The 19,724-nt window shown below is 56.7% G+C and carries 16 protein-coding genes; 15 read left to right on the top strand and 1 reads right to left on the bottom strand.

Features of this window, described 5'->3' with window-relative positions; translation table 11 throughout:
• The first annotated feature begins 1 nt into the window (after position 1).
• The 4 genes from C7H09_RS17370 (at position 2) to C7H09_RS17355 (ending at position 4,550) form a co-directional block, all read left to right on the top strand.
• The gene (locus C7H09_RS17370) at positions 2-1,237 is read left to right on the top strand and encodes a patatin-like phospholipase family protein (protein WP_106765085.1); all 1,236 of its coding nucleotides are present in this window, start codon (positions 2-4) and stop codon (positions 1,235-1,237) included.
• Between the two features lie 105 nt (positions 1,238-1,342).
• Positions 1,343-2,248, top strand: coding sequence for a 50S ribosomal protein L3 N(5)-glutamine methyltransferase (gene prmB / locus C7H09_RS17365; protein ID WP_106765519.1), 906 nt, complete (start codon positions 1,343-1,345; stop codon positions 2,246-2,248).
• Positions 2,249-2,285: 37 nt separating this feature from the next.
• Entirely contained in the window at positions 2,286-3,380 is a 1,095-nt protein-coding gene (gene aroC / locus C7H09_RS17360; RefSeq protein ID WP_106765083.1) for a chorismate synthase, read from the top strand.
• Positions 3,381-3,398: 18 nt separating this feature from the next.
• Entirely contained in the window at positions 3,399-4,550 is a 1,152-nt protein-coding gene (locus tag C7H09_RS17355) for an MFS transporter (protein WP_106765081.1), read from the top strand.
• 5 nt (positions 4,551-4,555) lie between these two features.
• Here the strand turns inward: C7H09_RS17355 and C7H09_RS17350 are convergent, their stop codons facing one another.
• A complete protein-coding gene (locus tag C7H09_RS17350; RefSeq protein WP_106765079.1) occupies positions 4,556-5,431 on the bottom strand; it encodes a LysR family transcriptional regulator in 876 nt (291 codons plus the stop codon).
• A gap of 474 nt (positions 5,432-5,905) precedes the next feature.
• On the opposite strand from C7H09_RS17350, the gene leuC reads away from it, so the two are divergent.
• The 11 genes from leuC (at position 5,906) to folC (ending at position 19,670) form a co-directional block, all read left to right on the top strand.
• The gene (gene leuC, locus C7H09_RS17345) at positions 5,906-7,324 is read left to right on the top strand and encodes a 3-isopropylmalate dehydratase large subunit (protein WP_106765076.1); all 1,419 of its coding nucleotides are present in this window, start codon (positions 5,906-5,908) and stop codon (positions 7,322-7,324) included.
• A 17-nt stretch (positions 7,325-7,341) separates the two neighbouring features.
• A complete protein-coding gene (gene leuD, locus C7H09_RS17340; RefSeq protein ID WP_106765074.1) occupies positions 7,342-7,989 on the top strand; it encodes a 3-isopropylmalate dehydratase small subunit in 648 nt (215 codons plus the stop codon).
• A gap of 19 nt (positions 7,990-8,008) precedes the next feature.
• On the top strand, positions 8,009-9,082 hold the full coding sequence (leuB, locus tag C7H09_RS17335; protein WP_106765072.1) for a 3-isopropylmalate dehydrogenase: 1,074 nt from the start codon (positions 8,009-8,011) through the stop codon (positions 9,080-9,082).
• Between the two features lie 123 nt (positions 9,083-9,205).
• On the top strand, positions 9,206-10,321 hold the full coding sequence (asd, locus tag C7H09_RS17330) for an aspartate-semialdehyde dehydrogenase (protein ID WP_106765070.1): 1,116 nt from the start codon (positions 9,206-9,208) through the stop codon (positions 10,319-10,321).
• 317 nt (positions 10,322-10,638) lie between these two features.
• The gene (locus C7H09_RS17325; RefSeq protein WP_106765068.1) at positions 10,639-13,782 is read left to right on the top strand and encodes a FimV/HubP family polar landmark protein; all 3,144 of its coding nucleotides are present in this window, start codon (positions 10,639-10,641) and stop codon (positions 13,780-13,782) included.
• A gap of 84 nt (positions 13,783-13,866) precedes the next feature.
• Complete coding sequence (gene truA, locus C7H09_RS17320; protein ID WP_106765066.1) at positions 13,867-14,775, top strand: tRNA pseudouridine(38-40) synthase TruA; 909 nt, start codon at positions 13,867-13,869, stop codon at positions 14,773-14,775.
• A complete protein-coding gene (locus C7H09_RS17315) occupies positions 14,772-15,401 on the top strand; it encodes a phosphoribosylanthranilate isomerase (protein ID WP_106765064.1) in 630 nt (209 codons plus the stop codon). Before truA ends, C7H09_RS17315 begins: the two co-directional genes overlap by 4 nt.
• Positions 15,394-16,602, top strand: coding sequence for a tryptophan synthase subunit beta (gene trpB / locus C7H09_RS17310; protein ID WP_206074358.1), 1,209 nt, complete (start codon positions 15,394-15,396; stop codon positions 16,600-16,602). The genes C7H09_RS17315 and trpB overlap by 8 nt, the downstream gene beginning before the upstream one ends.
• A gap of 11 nt (positions 16,603-16,613) precedes the next feature.
• Positions 16,614-17,426, top strand: a complete 813-nt coding sequence (gene trpA, locus C7H09_RS17305) for a tryptophan synthase subunit alpha (protein ID WP_106765060.1) — start codon at positions 16,614-16,616, stop codon at positions 17,424-17,426.
• Positions 17,427-17,464: 38 nt separating this feature from the next.
• Positions 17,465-18,394: an acetyl-CoA carboxylase, carboxyltransferase subunit beta gene (accD, locus tag C7H09_RS17300; protein WP_106765058.1), complete on the top strand. Its 930-nt coding sequence runs from the start codon at positions 17,465-17,467 to the stop codon at positions 18,392-18,394.
• Positions 18,375-19,670, top strand: a complete 1,296-nt coding sequence (folC, locus tag C7H09_RS17295; protein ID WP_106765056.1) for a bifunctional tetrahydrofolate synthase/dihydrofolate synthase — start codon at positions 18,375-18,377, stop codon at positions 19,668-19,670. The genes accD and folC overlap by 20 nt, the downstream gene beginning before the upstream one ends.
• Positions 19,671-19,724 lie beyond the last annotated feature (54 nt).

Genomic DNA, 19,724 nt, shown 5'->3' with positions numbered 1-19,724 from the left:
CATGGGTGATAAGGACAGCTCTCCGGAAAAGACGTCAGAGAATGCGCCGGTTCAGGATGGCGCAAGTGCCGTTTTGAGCAGTTCTGATGTGTCGCCGGCCAGTGCCCCTGAAAGCACCGATCCGGGCAGCCAAACGCGCTCGGGAGAAGGGAGGACTGTTGCTCTGACCCTCGGCAGTGGCGGTGCCCGGGGCTATGCCCATATTGGCGCGATTGAGGTTTTGCACGAACGCGGTTACAACATTGTCGCTATCTCCGGCTGTTCTATGGGCGCCCTGGTGGGCGGCATGTATGCAGCGGGCAAACTGAAAGATTACAAAGACTGGGTAACCGGTCTCGGCCAGTTTGATGTGTTGCGTTTGCTGGACGTTACCTTCAATGCTGGCGGCGCTATTCGCGGTGAGAAGGTTTTTTCTGTGGTGCGCGAGATACTCGGGGATACCCGCATTGAGGATTTGCCCATAGCCTACACTGCGGTGGCGACCGATCTTCTCGCCCACAAGGAAATCTGGTTTCAGGAAGGGCCTCTTCACAAGGCTATCCGCGCATCGGTTGCCATACCCAGTGTGGTTACGCCGCTGATCCTTGACGGCCGGGTACTGGTTGACGGCGCTCTGCTAAACCCCTTGCCCATTATCCCCACCATTTCAGCCCATGCGGATCTCGTGATGGCGGTCAACCTTAGTGGGGAGGATCAGCAAAAGCCCCAGAGGATTCCCGATGCTGCGTTCGCACCGGATGAAGAAGCTGGCAATGATGTGGAAGAGTGGGTTGATGCGATTCGGGATAAGGCATCACGATGGTTCGACTGGGATGCTCTGAGATCCCTCACCTCCCGGAAGGCAGACAATGGCGAGTCTCCGGAACAGAAAATAAGCCGTGAAATGGCTCGAAAGGCCGATCAGCAAAGTCATAGCAGTGACGCCGGTCGGGTGGGGGATGAGGCGGAAAAGTCCCGTCGTTCCAAAGACGAACATGACACTATCGACTGGGACAAGCTTGGTATTGGTAAATTCGATGTGATGAACCTTACCATCGAAACCATGCAGAGTGCTTTGGTGCAATACAAAATTGCGGGTTATCCGCCGGATTTGCTGGTAAATATTCCTAAAAATGCCTGTCGGAGTTACGACTACCATAAAGCGCCAGAGCTTATTCAGTTGGGCCGGGAGCGAATGATAGAGGCTTTGGATCGATTCGAGAGCAGTCGCAGCAGCTCGGGGCCGCTGGCGCTCTGAGGCCGGTTCGGGCGTTCGTTTTCAGATAACGGTAAGGGCTGCAGCTGGCCCGCCAACGTGCGTATAATGCGCGCTCTACTTTTTTCAGTGCAGGACTATTTTATTTTGACCAGCCCAGCCGATGATTTGTTGACCGTCCGCGACTTGCTGCGTTTTGCGGTTTCCCGCTTCGCGTCGTCGCCCCTGTATTACGGGCACGGAACCGATAACCTGTGGGACGAAGCCGTTCATCTGGTACTTCGGAGCGTTCATTTGCCACTGGAAAACAACAACGTATTCCTGGATGCCCGGCTGACCCGACCTGAACGGGAAATGATTCTGGGCCGTATCGAGCGTCGGATCAGCGAGCGCATCCCCGTGGCGTATCTGCTGGGCGAGGCCTGGTTCATGGGAATGCCTTTTCATGTGGATGAGCGGGTGCTGGTGCCGCGCTCCCCGCTGGGCGAGTTGCTTGAAAATGGGCTTCAGCCCTGGCTGGGCGATGCGCCCGTGGCGCGAGTGCTGGATTTGTGTACCGGCAGTGGCTGCATCGGTATCGGGGCGGCCACGGTCTTTGATCAGGCGGATGTCGATCTTTCTGATGTTTCACCGGAAGCGCTGGCCGTTGCCGAATCCAATATCGGATTGCATGGGCTTGAGGATCGTGTACAAACTCTGCAGTCTGATGTCTTTGACCAGATAGAAAGCCGCTATGATGTCATCCTGAGCAATCCTCCCTACGTGGATGCGGAAGACCTCGCAGATATGCCGGAAGAGTACCAACATGAGCCTGCACTGGGGTTGGCTGCAGGCGCTGATGGGCTGGACATTGCACATCGTATTATTGCCGGGGCGGCGAACCACCTGACTGAGAACGGTCTGTTGATTGTCGAGGTCGGCAACTCCTGGGGTGCCATGGATGAGGCCTACCCGGATCTGCCTCTCACCTGGCTGGAATTTGAAAACGGTGGTGACGGCGTGTTCCTGATTTCGGCGCCCGATTTGCGGGAATGGCAGTCGAAGAATAATTAAAGTCAGATCTTATAAACTTAATATAAAGTGCTGAAATATGTCTGGAAATACATTTGGAAAGCTGTTCACAGTAACCACTTTTGGTGAGAGCCATGGGGCGGCTCTCGGGTGCATTATCGACGGTTGCCCGCCCGGGCTTGAGCTATCCGAAGAAGACATGCAGCGGGATCTGGATCGCCGCAAGCCGGGTACTTCCCGGCACACCACTCAGCGCCGGGAAGCGGACGAGGTGCGTATACTGTCGGGTGTGTTTGAGGGCAAAACCACCGGCACCCCGATCGGCCTGATCATCGAGAATACCGACCAGCGCTCGAAAGACTATTCCAAAATTGCCTCCCAGTTTCGCCCGGCCCATGCTGATTACAGCTACCACCACAAGTACGGCGTGCGGGACTATCGGGGCGGCGGCCGTTCCTCGGCCCGCGAGACCGCAATGCGTGTGGCGGCAGGTGCCGTGGCCCGTAAATTCCTGGAGCAACGCCTGGGCATCCGGGTTCGCGGCTATCTCTCCCAATTGGGGCCTATCAAGGCAGAAAAGCTCGATTGGTCACAGGTTCATAAAAACCCGTTTTTCTGCCCGGATGCGGACAAGGTGGCAGAGATGGAAGCGTACATGGATGCGCTGCGCAAGGAAGGCGATAGCATCGGCGCTCGTATCAATGTGGTCGCAGAGGGCGTGCCGCCGGGGCTGGGTGAGCCGATTTTCGACCGGCTGGATGCGGATTTGGCCCATGCGCTGATGAGCATTAATGCGGTGAAGGGCGTGGAAATCGGCGCCGGGTTCGCGTGCATCGAACAAAAGGGCACCGAGCATCGGGATGAGATGACGCCGGAAGGATTTCTGTCCAACCAGGCGGGCGGTGTGCTGGGAGGCATTTCCTCCGGCCAGCCCATTGTGGCCAGTATTGCTCTGAAGCCCACCTCGAGTTTGCGGTTGCCGGGCAAGAGTATCGACGTGGATGGCCAACCGACAGAGATCATCACCACCGGCCGTCATGACCCCTGCGTGGGCATACGCGCCACCCCGATTGCCGAGGCGATGATGGCCATTGTGCTGATGGACCATTATCTGCGTAATCGTGGGCAGAACGGCGATGTTGAGGTAAACACGCCGGTTCTCGGCCAGCTGTGATCCGGGGGAGGCGCTACCATCTACTGGCGGCTGTCTAACCTCTATTTCTGGTTCTTCGCCCTCCTCGGAGGGCTGTTGCCTTACTGGTCCCTCTATCTTGAGGGGCAGGGCTACTCCTATCTTCAGATCGCCACGCTGATGGCGACGATCCAGCTTACCAAAATTGTTGCGCCCAGCGTCTGGGGGCATCTCGGTGACCGAACCGGCCAGCGGGTATGGCTGGTGCGCTTTGGCGCCATTTCCGGCTCGCTGTTCTTTACCGGGGTGTTTCTGGAGCCGGGGTTTTACGGCTTGCTGCTGGTAATGCTGATTTTTACCTTCTTCTGGAACGCCGTCCTTCCTCTGTACGAAGTGATCACGCTGCGCACATTAGGGCCGCACAGGGAACGTTACGGCAAGATCCGTCTTTGGGGATCTGTGGGCTTCATTGGTGCGGTGGCGTTGGTGGGCGGTTTGCTGGAATGGCTGCCCGTCGGCTACCTGCCTTATCTATTGTTACCGGTTTTCGCGGGCATTGCGATATCGGCGTTTTTACTGCCATCCGAGCGGGGGCAGCGGAAGCCACCGGCGCCGAGAGGAAGTTTGAAGGCGATTGTCACACACCCGGCGGTGTTGGCGTTTTTTGCCATGAATTTTCTGTTGCAGGTATCGCATGGCGCTTATTACACCTTCTTCAGCATTCATCTGGCACAGCATGGCTATGGAAAGCTTGCCATCGGACTACTGTGGTCACTTGGGGTGCTGGCGGAAATCGGCCTGTTTCTGGTGATGCACCGTTTGTCTCGTCGCTTTAGTGTGCGCCAGATTGTGCTCGGTGCACTCTTTCTCACCATGATCCGTTGGCTGCTTATTGCCGAGCTAACGTCTGTTCTGCCCATTCTGCTTTTGGCCCAGCTGCTCCACGCGGTTTCCTACGGAGCGCTTCACGCCGTGTCGGTGCAATACGTCCAGAGCTTTTTTGGCAAGCATCACCATGGCCAGGGGCAGGCGCTATACAGCGGCCTGACCTTTGGCGCTGGCGGCGCCTTGGGCGCCTGGCTGTCCGGATTTCTGGTAGATGGTTTCAGCACGTCAGCCGCTTTTTTGGGCGGCGCTGCGGCCATGGCTTTAGCCCTGATCATCAGTTGGAGAGGTCTCAAGGCGCCTCCCGAGCTTCCATTCGCGAAGTAGCATCGCTACTGACAAGCTTCTTCCTCTTGCACAACTTTCAACAGTGCCCCCGCAGCACTGCTCAGGTGCCTGCGCTCCAGCGCGACCGCGCCCAGTACCCGGCTGACAGTGTGCGGAACCGGGAGTACTTTCAGGCTGCTGTCAATCATATTGACTGGTAACACGCTCCAGCCCAGACCAACGCTGGTCATCATCTTGATGGTTTCGAGGTAGTTGGTGGGCATCAAGGGTTTCAAAGTGAGGTTGGCCTCCAGGAACAGGCGGCTGATGCCGCGATAAGTAGCGGTGCTGGTGTCTGGCAGCAGGGCGGGATGGGGTGCGAGATCGGCAAGGCTCGGGCAAGGCAATAAGGCGAGGGGGTGCTCCCGGCCAACCACGAAGGCCATGGGGTCTGGCCATTGGGCGAGTACGGTAAATTGCGGGTCCATGCTGTCACTGAGGGTGACAAAGGCCAGCTCGGCATTACGCTTGTTCATCTGGTGGTAGGCGGCATCGGATTCCATGAACTGCAGGTGCAGCTCTACCTGGGGGTACTCTTTGCGGTATCGGCGCAGCCAGTCGGGCAGGTGATGCAGGCCTATGTGGTGGCTGGCAATGAAGTGCAGTTGACCGTCGATGGTGTTGGTGTCGTGGGTCAGCGCGCTTTTGGCGTTATGGATTTCATCGAGGATTTTGCGGGCATGGGGCAGTAATCTGGCGCCGCTTTCGGTGAGGCGGATTTCGCGGTTGCTGCGGTCGATGAGTTTGGTGCCGAGTTGGCTTTCGAGGGTGGCCAGGCGTTTGCTGATGGCAGGTTGGGTAAGATGCAGGGCTTCGGCGGCTTCAGAGAACGAGCCCTGGTCGACGATGGTCAGGAAAGCTTTTAGTGCGTTTGAGTCCATGGAGTTGCCCGTTCAGTAGCCTGATCGCGTTGGTGTAAGAATCAGCTTCGGGGCCCCTTCCCAAAAACCGCTACAAGCACATCCCTGTGCGCTTCTCTCCGGCCATCCTTGGCCTCCGAAATTTTTGGGAAGGGGCCCCGAAGCTGATTCCCCAACATTTCACTTGTATCCGGCGATGATGGTGCTGCTATGCAGTACGCCTGGGGCATGATCGGATGGGGGGTGGCTTTTCAAAACCGTTGAGGGCCATGGACGGCCCGAAACGAGACCACATGGACGTGCTTGTAGGCGTGTTTTGAAAAGTCACCCCCCATCCGATCGTGACTCGCACCAAGGTATCGTCCTGATCATGTTCTCGAATAGCTGATTGGAATGCAATGAATAAAAAACATGAATTGAGGTTATTTAACCGAAGGGAGTATGATGAGCTCAGCTAAAGCAAAAACAGAAACCCCCGGAAAGTGAGAGAGAATCATGGCGGGCAAGACCTTATACGACAAGTTGTGGGACGACCACCTGGTCAAGCAGCGGGATGATGGTTCCGCGTTGATTTATATTGATCGTCAATTACTGCACGAAGTGACTTCACCCCAGGCCTTTGAAGGCCTTCGGTTGGCAGGGCGTAAGCCCTGGCGTATCGATGCCAACCTCGCCACGCCGGACCACAACGTGCCAACGACGGATCGCGATAAGGGCATCGATGGAATCGTCGATCCGGTATCCCGTACCCAGGTGGAAACACTCGACAAGAACTGCGACGAGTTTGGCATTCTTGAATTCAAGATCAAGGATCAGCGCCAGGGCATTGTGCATGTGATCGGGCCGGAGCAGGGTGCCACCTTGCCGGGTATGAGCATTGTGTGTGGTGATTCCCATACCTCTACCCATGGCGCTTTCGGTTGTCTGGCCCACGGCATCGGTACCTCGGAAGTCGAGCATGTTCTGGCCACTCAGTGTCTGGTTCAGAAGAAAATGAAGAACATGCTGGTGAAGGTGAATGGCAAGCTCGGGCCTGGCGTGACCGGTAAAGATGTTGTGCTCGCGATTATTGGCAAGATTGGCACTGCGGGCGGTACCGGTTATGCCATCGAGTTTGGCGGTGAGGCCATTCGTGGCCTGAGCATGGAAGGGCGGATGACCATCTGCAATATGTCCATCGAGGCAGGTGCCCGGGTGGGTATGGTGGCGGTTGATGACACCACCATCGATTATGTGAAAGGTCGTCCGTTTTCACCTAAAGGCGAAACCTGGGACAAGGCCGTAGCATACTGGCGCACCCTGCACAGCGATGACGATGCCGAGTTCGACAAGGTGGTCGAACTGGACGGCAGTGCCATTCAGCCCCAGGTGAGCTGGGGAACTTCTCCGGAAATGGTGGTTGGTGTGGACGGCAATGTGCCGGATCCCGAGCAGGAAGACGATCCGATCAAGCGTGAGGGCATTGTTCGTGCGCTGAAGTATATGGGTCTGGCGCCAAATCAGAAGATTACGGATATCAAGCTCGACCGGGTGTTCATTGGCTCTTGCACCAACAGCCGGATTGAAGATTTGCGCGAGGCGGCGGCGGTGGTGAAAGGCCGTAAAGTGGCAGCCAGCCTGAAGCAGGCGATGGTGGTGCCGGGTTCCGGGCTGGTTAAGGCTCAGGCCGAGCAGGAAGGCCTGGACAAGGTTTTCGTCGAAGCAGGCCTGGAGTGGCGTGATCCCGGTTGCTCCATGTGTCTGGCGATGAATGCCGACAAACTGGGCCAGGGTGAGCATTGTGCGTCTACGTCGAACCGTAACTTTGAAGGCCGTCAGGGCTTTGGTGGGCGCACTCACCTGGTCAGCCCGGCGATGGCAGCCGCAGCGGCGGTGACCGGCCATTTCGTTGATGTTCGTGACTTGCTGAACTGATCCACAGGAGAGAGACCATGCGCGCATTTACGCAACACAAGGGTATTGTTGCCCCCATGGACCGTTCCAATGTGGACACGGACATGATTATTCCCAAGCAGTTTCTGAAATCCATCAAGCGCACCGGCTTCGGGCCGAATCTGTTTGATGAGCTGCGTTACCTGGACGAAGGCAAACCAGATCAGGATTGCTCCCAGCGTCCAATCAATCCGGATTTCATGCTGAACCAGGAGCGCTACAAGAGTTCGAGCATTCTGCTGGCTCGCCGCAATTTTGGCTGTGGCTCCAGCCGCGAGCATGCCCCCTGGGCGCTGGATGACTTTGGTTTCCGGGTGGTCATTGCTCCCAGCTATGCCGATATTTTTTACAACAACTGCTTTAAGAATGGCTTGTTACCCATTGTTCTTGAAGAAGAAATTGTTGATCAGCTGTTCCGTGAGACAGAGGCTGAAAGCGGCTATGAGCTGAGTGTTGACCTGGAAGCCAAAACCGTAACCACGCCGTCCGGTCAATCTTTCAGTTTTGAGGTGGACGATTTCCGCCGTCACTGCCTGCTCAATGGTCTGGACGACATTGGCGTGACCCTGGAGGATGCGGATACCATTCGCGCCTATGAAGATGCGCGTCGCTCATCGGCACCCTGGCTGTTTAACGCTGGAAACTGAAAAGACAAGGAAACTGACTATGCCCCGTAATGTATTGTTGTTGCCCGGTGATGGAATCGGGCCGGAAATTGTCGCAGAAGCCGAGAAGGTGCTGAACAAGATCAATGAACAGTTCAGCCTTGGCCTGAGCTTTGACAAGGCACTGGTGGGCGGTGCCGCGATCGATGCCGAGGATACACCGCTGCCGGAAACTACTCTGAGCAAGGCGCGTGAAGCCGATGCGATTCTACTTGGTGCCGTGGGTGGCCCCCAGTGGGACAGCCTGCCTATGGCGAAGCGCCCGGAAAAGGGTCTGTTGGGGTTGCGCTCCAATCTGGAGCTGTTCGGGAACCTGCGTCCGGCCATTCTGTATCCGCAACTGGCTTCTGCGTCTTCCCTCAAGCCGGAGGTGGTTTCGGGGCTGGATATCCTGATCGTTCGCGAGCTCACCGGCGGGATTTACTTCGGGCAGCCGCGGGGTGTTCGTCAGCTTGAGAGCGGTGAGCGCCAAGGCTACAACACCTATCAGTACACCGAGTCTGAAATCCGCCGTATCGGCCGTGTGGCCTTCGAAGCCGCACAGCAGCGTGGTAAGAAACTGTGCTCTGTCGACAAGGCGAACGTGCTGGAAGTGACCGTGCTCTGGCGTGAAATCATGGAAGACCTCAAGCGGGAATATCCCGATGTCGAGCTCTCCCATATGTACGTGGATAACGCCGCAATGCAACTGGTTCGTGCGCCGAAACAGTTCGATGTGATTGTGACTGGCAATATGTTTGGTGATATTCTGTCTGACGAAGCTGCGATGCTGACAGGCTCCATTGGCATGTTGCCGTCGGCCTCCCTGAATGCAGACAAGCAGGGTATGTACGAGCCCTGTCACGGTTCCGCCCCGGATATCGCTGGCAAGGGTATCGCGAATCCGCTGGCCACCATTCTCAGCGCGGCGATGATGTTGCGCTACAGTCTGAATGAAGAAAAGGCGGCCCAGGCCATTGAGGCTGCGGTCAGCAAGGTGCTGGATCAGGGGCTGCGCACCGCCGACATTATGGCGGAAGGTGGCACGCAGGTGTCGACCCGGGAAATGGGTGAGGCCGTTCTGGCGGCCCTGTAACAGTCATCGGCTTCAGATATTAACGACCCGACAGTGGCGGGATGCAGCCACTGCGGGATCATCCATCCCGTCCTTGTCAGCGATAACGGCAGCGGGCGGGCATAGAGTTGGAAGTCCTGGCACATGAAACGAGTTGGACTTGTAGGTTGGCGCGGCATGGTAGGCTCGGTCCTGATGCAGCGCATGCGCGAAGAAAACGATTTCGCCGACATAGAGCCGGTGTTTTTTACCACTTCCCAGGCGGGAAAACCGGCACCGGATGTTGGCAAGGAAGACGTTCCGCCTTTGCAGGACGCGTTTGATATCGACATTCTCAAGAGCATGGATGTGGTGCTTACCTGTCAGGGTGGTGACTACACCTCCGAGGTTTACCAGAAGCTGCGCGACACCGGTTGGCAGGGTTACTGGATTGATGCAGCCTCTACGCTGAGAATGGCGGACCATTCAGTGATTGTGCTGGATCCGGTGAACCGCAATGTTATCGACGCAGCCCTCGAAAAGGGCGTGAAGGACTACATTGGCGGCAACTGCACGGTAAGCCTGATGATGCTGGCCCTGGGCGGCCTGCTGCAGGAAGATCTGGTGGAGTGGGTTACGCCCATGACATACCAGGCCGCTTCCGGGTCTGGCGCCAAGAATATGCGTGAGCTTCTGGAGCAGATGGGCGCACTCAATGAAAGCGTTGCATCTGAGTTGGCTGATCCCTTTTCGGCCATTCTGGATATCGACCAGAAGGTAACCGAAACCATGCGCTCCGGTGACTTTCCCACGGAACACTTTGGTGTGCCGCTGGCTGGCAGCCTGATTCCGTTTATCGACAAGCAGCTCGATAACGGCATGAGCAAAGAAGAATGGAAAGCCGGGGTTGAGACCAATAAAATCCTTGGTCGTTCCGGTAACCCGATTCCGATTGATGGCATCTGTGTGCGGATTGGCGCCATGCGCTCCCACAGTCAGGCTTTGACCATCAAGCTGAAAAAGGATCTGTCGGTTGCCGAGATCGAGAGCATTCTTGCCAAGGCAAACGACTGGGTGAAAGTGGTTCCGAATGATCGGGATGCCACAATGCAGGAACTGACACCGGCCAAGGTGACCGGAACCCTGAGTGTACCGATTGGCCGTATTCGCAAACTCGCGATGGGGCCGGAGTACATTTCTGCGTTCACGGTTGGTGATCAGTTGCTCTGGGGAGCGGCAGAGCCGTTGCGCCGGATGCTCCGGATCCTTCAGGAGCGTTAAGAAATGTTACGCAGAGGCAATTAATGCCAACTGCGTCCGGTTTTTTGACTGCCGGTCAGGGGCGGAGGCTGATTTCAGTGTCCGCCCCTGTTATTTTCAGTGCATCTAACAAGTTCCGCCAGACAGATCAAAAAATGGTGCAAGGAATCCGTCTGATTCATTGATTAAACGGGTTATATCAACAATACTTGCCCAACCGAGCGGTATTACTGCTAAAAAAAGAAGAATGAGAAATATTCAGGCGAAAGTCATCCAACCTCATCCGATTCTGTTGATAGACAGCAGTAACGAATAACGGAGACTGGAAAGGAAAAAGCATGAAGGTACGCAAGCTTGCGGTTGCCCTGGCGCTGGCGGGAGGGCTCGGCTCTGGAATGGCTCAGGCCTTGGGGTTGGGAGAGATTGAGCTCCAGTCCTGGCTGAATGAGCCCCTGGATGCAGACATATCATTAAATCAGAGTCGTGGCGTCGATCCCGGTGAGGTGTTCGTCAATGTGGCACCGGAAGCCGCGTATCAGCGCGTGGGTCTGGAGCGCCACCAGTTTCTGAGCCAGTTACGTTTTGAGGTTGTGACGGGAGCCGATGGCAACCTGTCGATCAGCGTGTCGTCCCGGGAACCGGTGCGGGAGCCCTATCTCAATTTTCTGCTAGAACTGACCTGGCCCAATGGCCGGTTGATGCGTGAATACGCGGTTCTGGTTGATCCTCCTGTTTATGCCGAAGAGTCCGGCATTCAGGAGCAGATAAGTGCGCCGGCGGTGGCTCGCCAGTCAGCGGCCGGTTCCGCCCGGTCGTCAGAGTCTATTCGCCGCCAGGAAACCGTTCAGGGTTCAACCGGTCGGGGTGCTTCTGCCGGTACGTTCGGGCCTACAGGTTCTTCCGATACCTTGTGGACAATTGCTCAACAAGTGCGCCCGAACGATTCTGTCTCCATGCAGCAAGTCATGCTGGCTCTGCAGGATCTCAACCCCGGTGCGTTTATCGGTGGCAATATCAACCGCCTCAAGCGCGGCGAAATATTGCGCATTCCATCGATCGAACAGATCAGTGATCGCAGCCGTGCGGAAGCGAATCAGATCGTCGCCCGCCAGAATCAGGAATTCCAGTCGCCGCGTGCTGTTGATGCAACCGACACCGCTTCGGCTGGGGGTGCTGGCGCCGGAACAGCAGCAGGCGGAGATGAGTTACGTTTGCTGGTTGCCGATGAGGCCGATACCCGCACATCAGAAGAAGGTGGCTCTGCCGGTGGGGACGGTGATTTACCAGGAGGGGCAGACGCAGGTTCGGCCATGGCCATGGAAGAGCTGGAGGCGGCACGGCGTGCGAATGAAGACCTGAATACCCGCGTTGAGGATCTTCAGGATCAGGTTGAGACATTGCAGCGCTTGCTGGAGCTCAAGAACAGTCAGTTGGCGGATCTTCAGGGTCTGTCGGCAGAGGCCGCTGAGGATGGCACGGAAGTTTCCGGTGACGCCCCGGGTGGCCCGGTTGGTGAGAGTTCAGGTTCAACAGTAGAAACGGCTGAAGAGCTCGATGCTGAGGTAACGACAGCCTCGGATGCCGGGCCTGAGATCGGGAACGACGGGCAACAGCCATCTGAAGAAGAGCTGACGCCTGCCGATGGCGAGAGTGTTGAACCGGAAGTTGTGTCTGATGAGGCTGGTGCCGCAGCGGCAACGCCCGAGCCAGAAGCCGCTATAGAGCAGGCAGGCGACGAGTCGGCTGCTTCGGAATTGGCTGAAGAGCCTGCTACTCCGCCAAAGGCGGAGCCTGCACCTGCACAGCCGCCGGTAGTCTCGCCGGAAAAGGCCTTCCCGGGGAATATCATTGACGGCATCCTCAACAATCCGATGTACCAGATTGCGCTTGGCGGCGGTCTCGTGTTGTTGCTGCTGTTGTTGCTGCTGGTCGCCCGCCGCAATGCGAGCCGGGAAAAAGAGTTTTACGAACAACTGAACAGTGATGATGGCGATGATAAGGACTCCTTTGACCTGAACCTTGATGATGGTGAAGAGCAAAGCGCCGGAGAGGGCGATGTATTGGCCGAGGCGGACACCTACATTGCTTATGGGCAATGGGAGCAGGCAAGTCAGGTTCTTGAGGCAGCAATTTCCCGAGAACCAAGCCGGGCAGATCTGCGCCTGAAGTTGCTCGCGGTATACGCCGAGAGTCAGGATCGGGGCGCGTTTGAGAAGCAGCATCAGGAAATTGCCGCTCTTGAAGATGAAGATGCCCTGGCGCAAGCGGATATCCTGCGCGAGAAGCTGGCGGAAGCCGAGGCCATGCCCAGCATTGACGACCTGGAATCCCAGTTGCGTACGGGGTCGTTTGGCAGTAGCCCGGATCTTGATGACGAGAGCAGAGGCGGGAACCTTGCCGATGCTGATCCGATGGTTTCCGATGAACTGCAAGTCGATGAGTTTGAAGCGACGGCTCCGGAAAACGATGAAAATGAGTTCGGTGAACTGGCATCTGATGTCGAGGCCGATAAAGACAGCCGGGACGATCTGATTGAGTATGACCTGTCTGTGCTCGACCAGAAGGCGGACGAAGACGTGTCGGAATCGGCTGATGAGCTGCCATCCGAAACGGACTTTGCATCTCTGGAGTTGGATGAGGAACTGGACAAACAGAAGGCGAAAGATCCTGACGATGAACTGGATCTTGATCTGGAGTTCGAATCTGCATTTGAGGATGTTTCTCTGGCGGAGGGTGATGACAAGTCGCTCGACTCCTCTGATCTGGAAGATGACCTGCCGGACACCGGTTTGGCGTCAAGTGCTGCCGACACCGGGGATGGCGCTGAGGAGATCGAACTGGCTGAGGAGTTCGACGCAGAACTCGATGACAGTCTTGACGAGTCTTTCCTCGACGAGCTGGATGCCGAGCTGGACAAGGTCGCAGACGAGGAAAAGCTCACAGGTGAGCTGGATATGGATGAGTCCGACCTGGATGATTTGGAGTTAGACGTTTCAGATGAAGATCTGGCCTTGATGGAAGAGTTTTCAGAATTTGCAGAACCTGTATCGGGCGCTGGTGATCAGCCGTCTCTTGATGATGAACTGAACCTGGAGGAAGCCCTCGCGGATATAGATCCGGATGAGAGTCGCCAAGAACAGCAGAATCCTGAAACGCTCGCAGAGGAAGCGGAGCTTTCTGAAGACGAGACACCTGAGGCGGATCTTGAGGACGACGCTGTTCCTGTTGCATCCGATGCACTTGATGCCGGTTTGGAGCAGAGTGAAACGGTTGCCGACATAGACGAAAATGATTTGGGTGAGGATGACGACTTCGACTTCCTGGCAGGAACCGACGAAGCGGCGACCAAACTTGATCTGGCCAGAGCCTACATCGAGATGGGTGATGGCGATGGTGCGCGCGACATTCTGGAAGAGGTTGCGCTGGAAGGAACAGAGGAGCAGAAGGCGGAAGCCAAGGAGCTTCTTAAAAATCTTTCCTGATTCGTTATAATCGGATCATCAGCGGCAAACGCCGGCCAGTTGGCCGGCGTTTGCGTTTTCTGCGTTTAAAGACCGGGTCTGCTCTTGTTTCTTACACCACAACCCCTGACTACAGACAACGCCATTGGCAACGGGCGTGTTGTTATCATTTTTGAATACGACGGGCAGGCCTTCCATGGCTGGCAATATCAGAAGAGCGGTGTCCGTTCGGTTGAAGGTGAGCTTGCCAAAGCCGCCAGCAGAGTGGCAGACCAGCCTGTGAACCTGGTGTGCGCCGGGCGAACCGATGCCGGAGTGCACGCCAGTTTTCAGGTGGCCCACTTCGACACCTCGGCCATTCGTAACCGGCGTTCCTGGGTGATGGGGATGAATACCGCCTTGCCAGCGGATATCTCTGTGCATTGGGCCGGCATGGGTGAGGGGGACTTTCATGCCCGCTTCTCAGCTGTCTACAGGCGCTACCGGTATGTCATATTCAACCACCCGGTGCGCCCGGGTATTCAGCGGGGTCAGGTAAGCTGGACCTTCCGCCCGCTTGACGAGCTCCGTATGCACAGAGCTGCCCAGGCTTTGGTCGGCGAGCATGATTTTTCGGCATTCCGGGCAGCTGGCTGCCAGTCACGAACACCTGTTCGCTTTCTTGAGCAGATTGCAGTAACCCGCCACGGTAATTTCGTCGTAATTGATGTGCAGGCCAATGCGTTTCTGCATCATATGGTTCGCAACATTGCCGGTGCCTTAATGGCGGTTGGTAACGGGCAGCAGCCGGAGAGCTGGATAAGTGGTATTCTGGCGGGCCGGGATCGGAAGCGGGCAGGCGTGACAGCGCCGCCAGACGGTTTGTACCTGGTGGATGTGGGTTATCCCTCTGGTTTCGGAGTGCCAAAGGCGTCCTGTGGTCCGGCATTTGTTAACGCCTGGTTTGATGACGCTCAAAATGCGCCCATTGAGCCTACTCACATACACCCGAAACAGGAGCGGTCGCAGCCATGACGGTGCGGGTAAAAATTTGTGGGTTAACGGTGGAAGCCGATGTCGATGCGGCCGTGGCAAGCGGTGCCGATGCCATTGGGCTGGTATTCTTTGCTGATAGTCCACGGTCGGTATCCATTGATCAGGCAGTCGCCCTGAGCCGGAGGATACCCGCGTTTGTCAGTGTGACCGGGCTGTTTGTAAATCCTGATCCGGACTACGTGCAGCGGTTGCTGGCCGAGGTGCCTCTGGATTTGTTGCAGTTCCATGGAGATGAAAAACCGGCATTTTGCCAATCGTTTCGCCGCCGTTGGATCAAGGCGGTGCGCGTGCGTGAGGCGGGGCAGATAGAGCAGGCGTTTTCTGATTACCATCAGGCATCCGGGCTTCTGGTGGACGCCTGGGACCCGCGAAAATATGGCGGTACCGGGCACTCCTTCAACTGGAGCCTGATACCGGAAAAGCGCCCGATGCCGCTGATACTGGCGGGCGGCTTATCGTCGGCCAACGTAGCAAGCGCAATTGAGCAGGTTCGCCCCTGGGCTGTGGATGTCAGCGGCGGAGTGGAAGAATACAAAGGTAAAAAAGACGCCACCAAATTGTCTCAATTTTTCAAAGAGGTTAATCGTGTCTGTAAAACTGACTGAGGATATGTTGAAGGCGCTGCCTGATTCCCGGGGCCATTTTGGCGCCTTCGGCGGGCGCTTTGTCTCTGAAACCCTGATGGACTCCCTGATGACGCTTGAGCGTGAATATCTGCGCCTCAAGGAGGATCCGGAGTTTCAGGCGACATTTGACAAAGATCTGGCAGACTATGTGGGGCGCCCGAGCCCGCTGTATTTTGCAGAACGGCTGACCCGTGAGGCGGGCGGGGCACAGATCTGGCTGAAGCGCGAAGATTTGAATCACACCGGTGCTCACAAAGTAAACAACACCATTGGCCAGGCCTTGTTGGCCAGCTTTCTGGGCAAGAAGCGGGTTATCGCTGAAACCGGTGCCGGGCAGCATGGTGTTGCCACTGCGACTGTGTGCGCGCGCCTGGGGCTGGAGTGCCACGTTTTCATGGGCTCCGAAGACGTCAAGCGTCAGTCGCTGAACGTTTACCGTATGAAACTTCTGGGGGCGACGGTGCATTCGGTTGAAAGTGGCACCAAGACCCTCAAAGATGCGATGAACGATGCGATGCGCGACTGGGTCGCCAACGTCGATGATACCTTCTATATCATCGGTACCGTAGCCGGGCCTCACCCTTATCCTTTGCTGGTTCGTGATTTTCAGTCGGTGATCGGTCGCGAACTGCGCGAGCAATCAGTGGCCCAGGCAGGCAGATTACCGGATGCCCTGGTCGCCTGTGTGGGCGGTGGTTCCAACGCAATCGGTATGTTTTATCCTTTTTTGGGGGACGAGTCAGTTCAACTTTACGGTGTCGAAGCGGGTGGTCTGGGCATCGACTCGGGTCAGCATGCTGCACCCTTATGCGCTGGACGTCCCGGTGTTCTGCACGGTAACAGAACCTATTTGATGGAAGACGAGAACGGGCAGATTGCTGGCACCCATTCGGTTAGTGCCGGTCTGGATTACCCGGGGGTCGGGCCCGAGCATGCCTGGTTGAAAGATATTGGCCGGGCTAATTACGTGTCTGTTACGGATGAGGAGGCGCTGGATGGCTTCCGTAAACTCACCCGGATTGAGGGTATTATGCCTGCCCTGGAAAGCGCTCATGCCGTTGCCTATGGCCTGAAACTGGCAGCAACCATGGATAAGGATCAGGTGCTGGTAATTAACGTGTCCGGGCGCGGTGATAAAGACATTCATACTATCGCGCAACTTGACGGAATCGAGATCTGAGGGAAGCAGGCATGAGCCGAATTGAAGGTGTTTTAAAGGCGTTGAAAAGCCAGGGGCGCAAGGCGCTTATCCCGTTTGTGACCGCTGGCGACCCCCACCCCGATGAGACCGTTGCGCTGATGCATGCGCTGGTGGCTGCGGGTTCCGATATCATTGAGTTAGGCGTTCCGTTTTCAGACCCCATGGCCGACGGTCCCGTTATCCAGTTGGCGTGTGAGCGCGCTTTGAAGCACGGTACCTCTTTGCGCCGGGTGATTGCCATGGTCAAGGAGTTCAGGGAAACCGATACCGAAACGCCGGTCGTTCTGATGGGGTATCTGAATCCCATGGAAGCCATGGGCTACGAAACGTTTGCCGATGCCGCTGCCGATGCGGGCATTGACGGTATTCTGACGGTGGATCTGCCGCCGGAAGAAGCTGATGAAGTGGCGCCTTTGTTTGCAGCACGAAATCTGGACCCGATCTTTTTGTTGGCGCCAACCACAACCGACGAGCGTATCCGGGCGATCAGTGAGCACTCTTCCGGCTATGTGTACTATGTTTCTATCAAGGGTGTGACCGGCTCAGCCAGTATTGATGTGGATGAAGTCGCCAGAAAAGTCGCTCACGTACATGAATTGACCGCTTTGCCGGTTGGTGTGGGCTTCGGTATCCGGGATGCGGAAACTGCCGCCGCTGTCGGCAGAGTATCCGATGGTGTAATTGTTGGCAGCGTGCTGGTCGATACAATAGCCCGACATCAGACCGATCCAAAAGCGCTGCATCAGGCCTTGACGGATCTTTTGAACCCTATGCGCAAAGCGCTGGATAGTCTGGCTCAGTAAGCCGGTCGTTTCCAGGCGCCAAAGGACAGGATGAAAGCATGAGTAACTGGCTGGACAAGATCATGCCGAGCAAAATCCGCTCGGAATCACGGCAACGTACCGGAGTACCGGAAGGTCTCTGGAAAAAGTGCCCGAAATGCAGTGCTTTTCTGTACAAGCCTGAGCTCGAAAAAAATCTGGATGTATGTCCCAAGTGCAACCACCACCTGAGGGTATCAGCCAGGCGGCGCCTCGAAATTTTCCTCGACACCGAGGATCGGGAAGAGATTGCCAACCACCTGGAGCCTTCGGATCGCCTCAAGTTTAAGGATAGCAAGCGTTACAAAGACCGCCTTGCCGCAGCCCAAAAGGCAACCGGCGAAAAAGATGCGCTGGTCGCCATGCGGGGTACTACCCTTGGCGTGCCTCTGGTGGCCTGTGCATTTGAGTTCAACTTCCTTGGCGGTTCCATGGGGCAGGTGGTGGGCGAAAAATTTGTCCAGGCAGCCAACGTTGCCCTGGAACACCGGATTCCGCTGGTATGCTTTTCGGCCAGTGGCGGTGCCCGTATGCAGGAAGCGATTCTGTCTTTGATGCAGATGTCGAAGACAGCGGCCGTGCTGGAGCGCATGAAGCAGGAAGGTATTCCCTATGTTTCGGTGATGACCGATCCGGTGTTTGGCGGTGTTTCTGCAAGTCTGGCGATGCTTGGCGATTTGAACATTGCCGAGCCCTTCGCGCTGATCGGCTTTGCTGGCCCGCGGGTGATCGAGCAGACGGTGCGGGAAAAGCTTCCTGAGGGGTTCCAGCGCAGTGAATTCCTGCTGGAGCATGGGGCAATCGATATGATCTTGCACCGGCATCAGATGCGCGAACGTATTGCGCACCTGCTGGCCAAGTTTACGGCTCAGGAAAAGCCGGGAACAGAAGCGCCCATCGAATTTGAAGTGACGGAAAAACCGGGTGTTGATGAACCAGATGAAGCCTGATTCCGAGGCGCTTGGCCAGGCTCCGGCGAGGGGAGCTACGGTTGATGAGTGGCTTCACTGGCTTGAGGCCATTCATCCCACCGAGATCGACCTGGGCCTGGATCGTGTGCTGTTGGTGCTCAGGCGACTGTTTCCCCGTAAACCCCGGGCCCGCATCACGACGGTGGCAGGTACCAATGGTAAAGGAACCACCGTTGCAGCGATTGAAGCGCTGCTTCTGGCGGCAGGGCGCACGGTCGGAGCCTATACGTCACCCCATCTTGTTCGCTACAACGAGCGGGTGCGCCTGGCCGGGCGTGAGATTTCCGATGGCGAGCTGGTAACCGCGTTTGAGCGGGTCGAATCAGCCCGAGGGGGAGTTTCATTAACCTATTTTGAATTCGGTACCCTCGCCGCATTTGTTGCTTTTGAGAATGCCGGTGTCGAGGACTGGATTCTCGAGGTGGGTCTTGGCGGCCGTCTTGATGCAGTCAACGTTCTGGATCCGGATGTGGCGGTAATCACCTCTGTCGACATCGACCATATCGGCTTTCTGGGCGATAACCGGGAGGTGATCGGTTTTGAAAAGGCTGGAATTCTCCGCCCGGGTATTTTTGCGGTATGCGCGGACCCTGAACCTCCGGCATCGGTATTGCAGCAAGCCAGCGCCCAGAAGGTTGCGCTCAGGCTGACCGGCCGTGATTATTCCCTTGAGTGCCGCGGAGCAGACGCAGTAACGCTGACAGTGGATGGCGTGCAGTTGGCCTTGCCCGCAGATCCCCTCCCCATACAAAGCCTGGCCGCGGCTGTGGTTGTCAGTCGCGCATTGGAACCCGGGTTGGGCCGTGATGTGATTGAGGAATGCCTGGCCGGCCTGTCCCTGCCCGCAAGGTTCGAAAGGTTGCAGTCAAAGCCCGCTGTGATCGCCGACGTAGGGCACAATCCCCACGCTGCGCGATGGCTGGCAGGCAAACTTGCGGTCTTCAAAGGGCAGGGGCAAAGGGTACATGCGGTGTACGGTGCCTTGATGGACAAGGACATTGAGGGTGTACTCAGCGCCATGATTACGACGGTCGATGACTGGTATCTGGGTGGGCTATCCGTGCCCCGCGGGCTGAGCCAGGGAGCGCTGGAGCAGCGGGCCGGAGCAGTCCTTTCCGCGAAGCCGGTTCGGTCTTTCGATTCCGTGCCGGATGCGGTGTCGGCCGCTTTGGCGCAAGCGGCCCCGGAAGACGTTATTATTGTGTTCGGGTCATTCTTTACTGTAGCCGAGGCACGTCAGCTTTTTCAGCCTTAAAGTTTGTCCATGGGTCTGGCGGGGCTTTGAGTTATGGTTGGGAGCCCGTTAGTA

It is taken from the genome of Marinobacter fuscus, assembly GCF_003007675.1.
In the GTDB taxonomy this organism is placed as follows: Bacteria; Pseudomonadota; Gammaproteobacteria; order Pseudomonadales; family Oleiphilaceae; genus Marinobacter; species Marinobacter fuscus.
This window is presented reverse-complemented; position numbering and strand designations above follow the sequence as displayed.